Annotated in this window: 10 protein-coding genes; 3 read left to right on the forward strand and 7 right to left on the reverse strand. The window is 32.8% G+C overall.

Going from position 1 to position 7,389, the window contains the following annotated elements; all coding sequences use genetic code 11:
* The 3 genes from A9G37_RS10015 to crcB all read right to left on the reverse strand — a co-directional run.
* The coding region (locus A9G37_RS10015) for a transposase (protein WP_065573926.1) at positions 1–219 on the reverse strand (219 nt) is incomplete at its 3' end.
* A gap of 926 nt (positions 220–1,145) precedes the next feature.
* The gene (locus A9G37_RS10020) at positions 1,146–1,544 is read right to left on the reverse strand and encodes a cell division inhibitor SulA (protein WP_065575409.1); all 399 of its coding nucleotides are present in this window, start codon (positions 1,542–1,544) and stop codon (positions 1,146–1,148) included.
* 106 nt (positions 1,545–1,650) lie between these two features.
* Positions 1,651–2,028: a fluoride efflux transporter CrcB gene (gene crcB / locus A9G37_RS10025; RefSeq protein ID WP_065575410.1), complete on the reverse strand. Its 378-nt coding sequence runs from the start codon at positions 2,026–2,028 to the stop codon at positions 1,651–1,653.
* A gap of 164 nt (positions 2,029–2,192) precedes the next feature.
* Between crcB and A9G37_RS10030 the strand changes: the two genes are divergently transcribed.
* Positions 2,193–2,801 (forward strand): riboflavin synthase, encoded by a 609-nt coding sequence (locus tag A9G37_RS10030; protein WP_065575411.1) that lies wholly within the window; start codon positions 2,193–2,195, stop codon positions 2,799–2,801.
* A 23-nt stretch (positions 2,802–2,824) separates the two neighbouring features.
* Here A9G37_RS10030 and A9G37_RS10035 read toward each other — a convergent pair whose 3' ends face one another.
* The 3 genes from A9G37_RS10035 to A9G37_RS10045 all read right to left on the reverse strand — a co-directional run bounded on the left by A9G37_RS10035 (position 2,825) and on the right by A9G37_RS10045 (position 5,646).
* Positions 2,825–3,187 (reverse strand): hypothetical protein, encoded by a 363-nt coding sequence (locus A9G37_RS10035; RefSeq protein WP_065575412.1) that lies wholly within the window; start codon positions 3,185–3,187, stop codon positions 2,825–2,827.
* A 403-nt stretch (positions 3,188–3,590) separates the two neighbouring features.
* The gene (locus tag A9G37_RS10040) at positions 3,591–4,421 is read right to left on the reverse strand and encodes a phosphoenolpyruvate hydrolase family protein (RefSeq protein ID WP_065575413.1); all 831 of its coding nucleotides are present in this window, start codon (positions 4,419–4,421) and stop codon (positions 3,591–3,593) included.
* A gap of 16 nt (positions 4,422–4,437) precedes the next feature.
* Positions 4,438–5,646: a Tm-1-like ATP-binding domain-containing protein gene (locus tag A9G37_RS10045; RefSeq protein ID WP_065575414.1), complete on the reverse strand. Its 1,209-nt coding sequence runs from the start codon at positions 5,644–5,646 to the stop codon at positions 4,438–4,440.
* Positions 5,647–5,825: 179 nt separating this feature from the next.
* On the opposite strand from A9G37_RS10045, the gene A9G37_RS10050 reads away from it, so the two are divergent.
* Both A9G37_RS10050 and A9G37_RS12625 read left to right on the forward strand, forming a co-directional pair.
* On the forward strand, positions 5,826–6,455 hold the full coding sequence (locus A9G37_RS10050) for a TetR/AcrR family transcriptional regulator (protein ID WP_065575415.1): 630 nt from the start codon (positions 5,826–5,828) through the stop codon (positions 6,453–6,455).
* 252 nt (positions 6,456–6,707) lie between these two features.
* Positions 6,708–6,908 carry a hypothetical protein gene (locus A9G37_RS12625; protein ID WP_141671172.1) on the forward strand — a complete coding sequence of 67 codons (201 nt, stop codon included), beginning with the start codon at positions 6,708–6,710 and terminating at the stop codon, positions 6,906–6,908.
* A gap of 136 nt (positions 6,909–7,044) precedes the next feature.
* Here the strand turns inward: A9G37_RS12625 and A9G37_RS10055 are convergent.
* Positions 7,045–7,389 (reverse strand): IS30 family transposase (locus tag A9G37_RS10055; RefSeq protein WP_141671173.1); only part of this gene is annotated, 345 nt, incomplete at its 5' end.

Consider the following 7,389-nt stretch of genomic DNA (forward strand, 5'->3'; position numbering starts at 1 on the left):
GCTCAGCTCGGCAAACATCTGCTTAAGTTTGCGGTTTTCAGCCTCCAGCTCTTTTAAGCGTTTGATATCCGAAGTTTCCATGCCGCCGTATTTTTCCCGCCATTTATAAAAAGTTGAATTACCCATACCATATTTACGGCAGAGTTCCTTGACAGGAATACCTGCTTCAGCTTCTTTTAAAATAGCGACGATTTGATGTTCAGTCATTTTTTTCATCATTAAATCCCCTTTTACTTTTATCATAGAGAATTTTCTACTTTTTTGCTGTACTATTTTAGGGGAGAGTTACAGTCAACAGGTAATCATATCCAACGACAAATAGGTGCAGGATTTCTTACGGAGTGGTATCCAGGTATGGGTTCTATAGAATTCCCCTCCTACATTTGGACGAGTGACACTGTGGGAAGCAATCAGTTTATAGCATCGGCGAACCAAGGTTATGTTTATAACGATCCTCCGAACTACCCATATTCTGCTATCTGTACTACACCTTAAAGAACTAAGCCGCTGCTTAATGGAGCATCGGCTGGCAAAACCAGTTGGCCTTAAGCTTTAATAACTTAAAACCAAAAAACGCCCCGACTAATAAGATTTAAAAATTTGCGCTTTTGTTATTAACCAGTTGTTATTAAACGACTGTTATTAAATAATAAAAGCGCTTTTCTTGAAAAATAAAGTCACAATAATAAAAAAAAATTAATCTATAAGTTTTCGATTTTAATTAAAAATATAGATTGGACTATGAAAGCAAACAGTCTGTTTATACTTAAATTAGAGTAACACATTTTTCGAAAATAACCGTTTTAGGCGTGGTACAATAGGGTACTTTAAAATCGCTGGCTGTAGTAGCAAGGCAAAAAATTTTAATTACTAATAAAAATCCATTTGCCGAAAAAACTCGTTATTGTAGATCAATAACCCATGACGGTGATTGGAAAGGTTGCTCGAAAAAAACTGCATCAATTACTATTATTAATAACTATAACTATCAAAAAAAGCTGAACATTGTTAAATGCTCAGCACTGAGTTTTCTATACATCAAATACTTAACTTAATTTTTATAGTGGTATATTAGTTTATTAAACATTTTAGATTTGCTTTCTAACATATAAAAAATATGCTTCTTTTCGATAATATGTTTATTTTTAATGATATTGGATAGATTGTTCACTTTGCTCATCGTGTACTAAAAGTAGACAAGTATCACTTAATGATACGGCTTTTTGTAAGCGTGCTTTGTCTTGTTCATTAAGGTTGTTGATACAAGCAACTACATAGCTACAGGTTTTGTATTGTAAGGCTTTTTCAATGATTGATACTATGTTTTCATTATTTAAATTTGCTAGATGAATCACTTTGTGTTTATCTAACCCTGCAGTATTAACCCATGAACGTTTTAACATTGGTCGGTCAGAAAGCCATAATTGCCATTTTTTAGCCTTATTAAGTGATTTTAATAAAGGGCGTTGTTGTTGCAATACTTGTTGAAAAGGGGACTCAAAATTAATAGCCATAAGTTGTTGTGTTGAATGTTCAATAAGCATAATAGCCTCCATACTGTTCTTTTGTACAGTGTATATTAGTACAGTGTTTTGGGGTTGTAAACTCTATTTATGATTATTTTTTATGTAATTTATTAATTGAATTATTTTAAGATCTCAAATATTGATACGATAAAATACCTAAATATGTCATTAAAACTGAACCAATCACATGAATCAATATTGTTGCTAACCCCCAAAATATTCGATCTTCTAGTAAAAAGTTAACGACTTCGACAGAAAAGGTTGAAAAAGTTGATAAGCCACCACAAAAACCTGTTATTACCAATAACCGCCATTCAGGAGAAAGGTTAGAGTGATTAAAAAAGGCAATTGCAAAGCCGATAATATAGCCAGCAACTAAATTAGATAGCAATGTACCTAGTGGAATAGTAAAAGCAATAATATTGAGTTTAAGAGATAAGAACCAACGCATTAATCCCCCAGCTACTGAACCGACTGAAATGGCTAAAATCAGTTTTAACATAATGATATATCCTTGACTATACTCTGAAATATGAATTTGTTATCGCTATAGATAATAAGTGATTGGAAAATATGTAAAAGATCATACCAGTAGAAAATAGAAATAGGAAATCTTAATCAAATTGAGATAGAATATTCAATATTAAGAAAAATTGAGGTATCTCTATGTTTACAGGTATTGTTCAAGGTGTTGGTCAAATTATTGATATTGTTGATCAAAATAAATTAAGAACATATAAAGTTAAATTACCGTATCACTTAACTAATAAAATTGAAATAGGGGCATCGATTGCCAATGATGGATGTTGCTTAACTGTAACGGGGTTCGATAAAGATATTGTGTCGTTTGATATTATGGAAGAAACCCTTGTATTAACGACATTGAGCGATAAAAAAATCGATGATTTTGTGAATATTGAGCGTAGTGCAAAATATGGTGACGAAATAGGTGGTCATGTGATGTCTGGGCACATATCTTGCACAGCAACTATTGTTGATATTCAAAAAACTGCTACAAATTGTGAAATGACGTTACAATTGCCGAAAAATTTTATGAAATATGTATTATATAAGGGTTTTATTGGCATTGATGGCGTTAGCCTAACAATTGGGCAGGTAAAAGAAGATCGTTTTGCTATTCATTTAATCCCTGAAACATTAGCTATTACCACGTTAGACGCTAAAAAAGTCGGAGATAAAGTTAATATCGAAATTGATTCCCAAACTCAAGCTATTGTTGATACAGTTGAACGGGTATTAGCAGCAAAAGATTGATAATATTTAATTTTGATTCTCGATTAATTTGAGAAAAATATTGGAAGTTCAATGGGATAGGCATGATATTTGGCTTGTGAGTGTTGATAAATAATATTATGATTGGTTAATGTTGTTTGAATATGCTTTTCAACGTGGTAATTAGGATATTTACCCTCTGTAATCATAACTATAAGAATATAAGATGGATTAAGGATGATGTCAAAAGTACGATCAATTTTGTCATGAATTATTATAGTAAAATCATCTAACTTAGCTTTAGCAATACCACTATCATTTTTATATGTAAATGTACAGTTAAAGGCTTTCGTAAGTTTGGCTAATAGCTGTTGAAATGAGCAATTCTCATCAATTAACAACCTTAACCATTTTGGGGGAGTGTTCATCTGTTCCTGCTTAGTACTATTACTTTGCGATTAATTTAAGACTAAACTGGTAAAAATATTTGCCAGTTTATTAATAATATTTATCAATTTTAATCTTTTTGAGAAGGAATTGTTAGACTAATCTCATTTTTTATTATCTAAATAGTATTACTAAACGATTATTTCAAATTGAAGGTAATTTTGAAAGTGGTTGGTGGTGTTGCTATTTACTGATTTGTTAAAGCTTTTATGCATATTTTTACATGAGGTTAGGTTTTCTGTTAAATTTAAATTGCCATATAACAAATATGCGTAGATATTAATAGTATAATGTTTCGATCAAAATATAGTTTAACGAATTTCACTTCTCTTAAAAAAATAACAGCGCGATACATTAGTTGCGCTGTTATTGCTTATATTATTGTTAGTGTCGTTGAATTGATTTAAATCTTTCTGTCGTTTGTTTTAGTGCAATTTCTGTTGGTAAACGTTCCATTGAACTTGCTCCATAAAATCCATTACACTCAGGGCAATTTTTTAAGATATATTCAGCATCTTCAGGGGTAGCAATAGGACCACCATGACATAAAATAATAATGTCTGGGCGAACTGCTTTAGCCGCTTTTGCCCATTGATTGATTAGTGGCACACAGTCAGCTAGTTTTAATGCTGTTTCTGCACCAATACTCCCCCCCGTCGTTAGTCCCATATGAGGTACTAAAATATCTGCACCTGCTTTAGCCATATCGATCGCATTTTGTTCACTAAATACATAAGGTGTTGTAAGCAGATCTTTTTCATGTGCTTTGCGAATCATTTCGACTTCTAAAGCGTATCCCATACCTGTTTCTTCTAGGTTTGCTCTGAAGTTGCCATCAATGAGTCCAACAGTTGGAAAGTTTTGCACGCCAGCAAATCCCGTTTCTTTTAATTTATCTAAAAATTGGTCAAATTGACAAAATGGATCTGTGCCATTTACACCCGCTAGTACTGGCGTATTTTTAACTACTGGTAATACTTCTTTAGCCATATCCATTACAATTTCGTTAGCATTGCCATAAGCAAGTAATCCTGCTAATGAACCTCTACCTGCCATACGGTAACGCCCTGAATTATAGATAACAATAAGATCGATACCACCAGCTTCTTCACATTTTGCTGATAATCCTGTACCAGCTCCACCACCAATAATTGGTTGACCTTTAGCTATCATGTCGTGGAATTTTTTTAACAATTGAGTACGTTGATTACCCATAATATTCTCCAAATATTTATTTCATTATTTTTGTAAATTCGTTGATGATAAGATCACAAAACTGCGGTGAGTTTATATGATAAGGGGTTTTTATTAACTTTCTTTTTTGAGTTTGGATAAAGGTTTTTTCAAATTCATCAATAAATGCTTGATTTGCTTTTGGTGACCAAAAAGCACCACCTTCAATATCTAAAGCAGAAAAACCATCTTCAGGAATAATAAAAGTGACATAACCTTGGCATTGATTAAGTTTATTTGCTATCCAATTAGCCATTTTTTGATTTTCTTCTGGCGTTGTTCGCATTAATGTCACTTGTGGATTATGTGGATAAAATAGGCGATCTTGATATTTTTGAGGAATAGTATCAGGGCTTGCAAAATTCACCATATCAAGTGCACCACACGATCCAATATAAGGTACTTGGCTTCTTGCAATGGCACCAAAACGATCTTCATCGCAGGCTAAAACACCACCAAATAAATAATCACACACTTCCGTTGTTGTAATATCAATCACACCGTGCAATAAATGGCTATCAGCTAGTTTTTCCATTGCTTTGCCACCACTGCCTGTAGCATGAAAAACCAAACAATCATATTGCCCGTTTAATTTAGTTGATACAGATTGAACACATTTAGTTGTGACACCAAACATAGTTAAACCAATTGCAGGCTTATCTTCAATCGTATCTTGGGTTTTAAATAGAATTGAGCCAGCAATAAAATTAGCTGCATTGGTTAAAACTTTCCTAGATATGACATTAATTCCAGCAATATCAGTAACTGAATACATCATTGCAATATCACTTGCACCGATATAACCAGAAATATCACCAGATGCCATTGTTGATACCATTAGTTTAGGAATTCCTACCGCTAGTGATTGCATGGCTGGAGTAATTAATGCAGTTCCTCCCGACCCCCCTAAACCTAGTATGGCTTCTACATCGTTTTGAGTCATCAGAAACAATTTGAAAGCTTCGGCCATTGCAACAATTGCTTTACCTCTATCGCCACAAAAAACAGCCTGTTTACCGCCTGGATGGCAACTTGCTACGGTTTCTGCCGTGATAGTTGCTAAATGATTAAATTGATGAGATTGTGTAGAAACATCAATAATTTTGCAGTTGGGATTTTTTGAATCAAGAATATTTTTAATATAAACGATTTCTTGCCCTTTGGTGTCTAATGTAGTAACTAAATAAATTGTACTAGTTGATGCCATTTATTACTCCTAAATGAGTTAATTAGGTAAATATTTGTAACAAAAGGGTGATTAATTGTCATACATTATATATCAAAAATGAGATTTAAGTCTTATTTTTTTAGGAAATGATAAATTTTAACTAATTTATTAAAATGCAGTATCATATTTAAAATTACGATAAATTAAATATATTCCTAATGACTCAGCAAACTTTAGTATCGCACCCAACATATGTTGGCGTAAAAAAACGGACTTATGAGCGTTTAATTAATACTGCATTAGAAGCATTAGAACAGGGCTGTGAGCTTACCATAACTGAACTTGCTGATAAATCGGGTATATCCAGAGCAACGGCATACCGCTATTTTCCAACACAAAGTGCTCTAATTACAGCTGTGGTAGAAAGCTCATTAGAACCTATTTTTAGTTGGCAATCAAAAAAACAAAATGCAGAAGAAAGTATTAATGATTTTTTAGCTTTTGCTTTTCCTCAAATGCTAAAGCATGAAGGGGCGCTACGTGCAGCATTAAGGGTTTCATTACAACAGTGGGCAACAGAACGGTCATCATTATCACCACAAACCGAAAAATTGGTACGAGGTAATCGTAAAGAAACTCTTACAACAATATTATCTCCACTCAAAGCTGAACTACCAAATGAGCTTTATGATAAAGTAATTTATGCTATTTCAATTATTTACGGTTCTGAAACATTTATGGTGCTCAAGGATATCTGGGGACTTGATGATCAGAATGTAATATCATTATCACAATGGATAGCTAAAGCCATCATTCATCAAGCCAAAGAAGAAGCATCGAAAATTTGATTGGAGGTCAAAAAGTCTGTTCTTTAATTTTACTTATTCTTGTATATTAAAAAATCAATAAGTTTACAGGAAATGGATAACATAAAATATTGATTCATCTTTGTCTAAATATTTGAAGTAGGAAAACCCTAATGAAAAAACTTGTTTTTATCTTTATTTTTTGTCTTTGCGGTTGTGCAAATAAGCAAACGCAAATTTTGCCTAGTAATGACACAATTATAAAATTAAAAGTTGAAAAAAGTGTAGGGATTATTGCTGAATCAAAAGGAATACTCATATCAATTTACTAGTCCCGAAGCCATACTAGAACTTAAAAACTACCATCATTTTTTAGCTGAAAATAAAGATAATATTGAAAGTGTATCAATTACATTTTATCTAGACAATTTAAGTGATGAAATTATTGCTCAATATAGTAATTTTATTCCTGAGGTAAAGGTTTTTAAACAATAAAAAATTATTAGCAAAATATAAATCAAAATCGATTTTGAAAGATGGTTATTATCAAGTTCTATTTAAAACTTAGATTACACCATGAAGTGCAATTCTTCTTAGCTCCTTAGAATAAAAATCGGCAGGGCTTTTAAACTTATGCCGTTTTCTTGGGCGTGTGTTCAATAGATATTGTATTTTCTTTATCTCTTTGCCAGCTTTTATAAGGCTCCGCAAAGTACACGGTGGTGTTTAAATAATACTCAATAGCATGATGATAATTAAATTCGGTTCCATTATCAAAGGTGATGCTTTTAACCATTTTTTTAAACGGCGTTAGCAATTTTATTATCATATCTCTCGTTTCGGAGGCGGTACGTTGATTGAGGCGCCCAATTAATACTAGCCCTGTTTTGCGTTCAACTAATGTCACCAATGCTTGCTTGTCTTTACGGCTAATAATCGTATCGCCCTCCCAATGTCCTCGCGTTTTCCGGCTTTC

This window comes from Gilliamella sp. GillExp13 (genome assembly GCF_001690815.1).
Lineage (GTDB): Bacteria > Pseudomonadota > Gammaproteobacteria > Enterobacterales > Orbaceae > Gilliamella > Gilliamella bombi.

Bases quoted from the DNA above. Each gene is read 5' to 3' on its own strand.
- A9G37_RS10020 (WP_065575409.1), bottom strand. From the start codon at position 1,544: ATGCTTATTGAACATTCAACACAACAACTTATGGCTATTAATTTTGAG.
- A9G37_RS10040 (WP_065575413.1), bottom strand. From the start codon at position 4,421: ATGGGTAATCAACGTACTCAATTGTTAAAAAAATTCCACGACATGATA.
- A9G37_RS10045 (WP_065575414.1), bottom strand. From the start codon at position 5,646: ATGGCATCAACTAGTACAATTTATTTAGTTACTACATTAGACACCAAA.
- A9G37_RS10050 (WP_065575415.1), top strand. From the start codon at position 5,826: ATGACTCAGCAAACTTTAGTATCGCACCCAACATATGTTGGCGTAAAA.
- A9G37_RS10035 (WP_065575412.1), bottom strand. From the start codon at position 3,187: ATGAACACTCCCCCAAAATGGTTAAGGTTGTTAATTGATGAGAATTGC.
- crcB (WP_065575410.1), bottom strand. From the start codon at position 2,028: ATGTTAAAACTGATTTTAGCCATTTCAGTCGGTTCAGTAGCTGGGGGA.
- A9G37_RS10030 (WP_065575411.1), top strand. From the start codon at position 2,193: ATGTTTACAGGTATTGTTCAAGGTGTTGGTCAAATTATTGATATTGTT.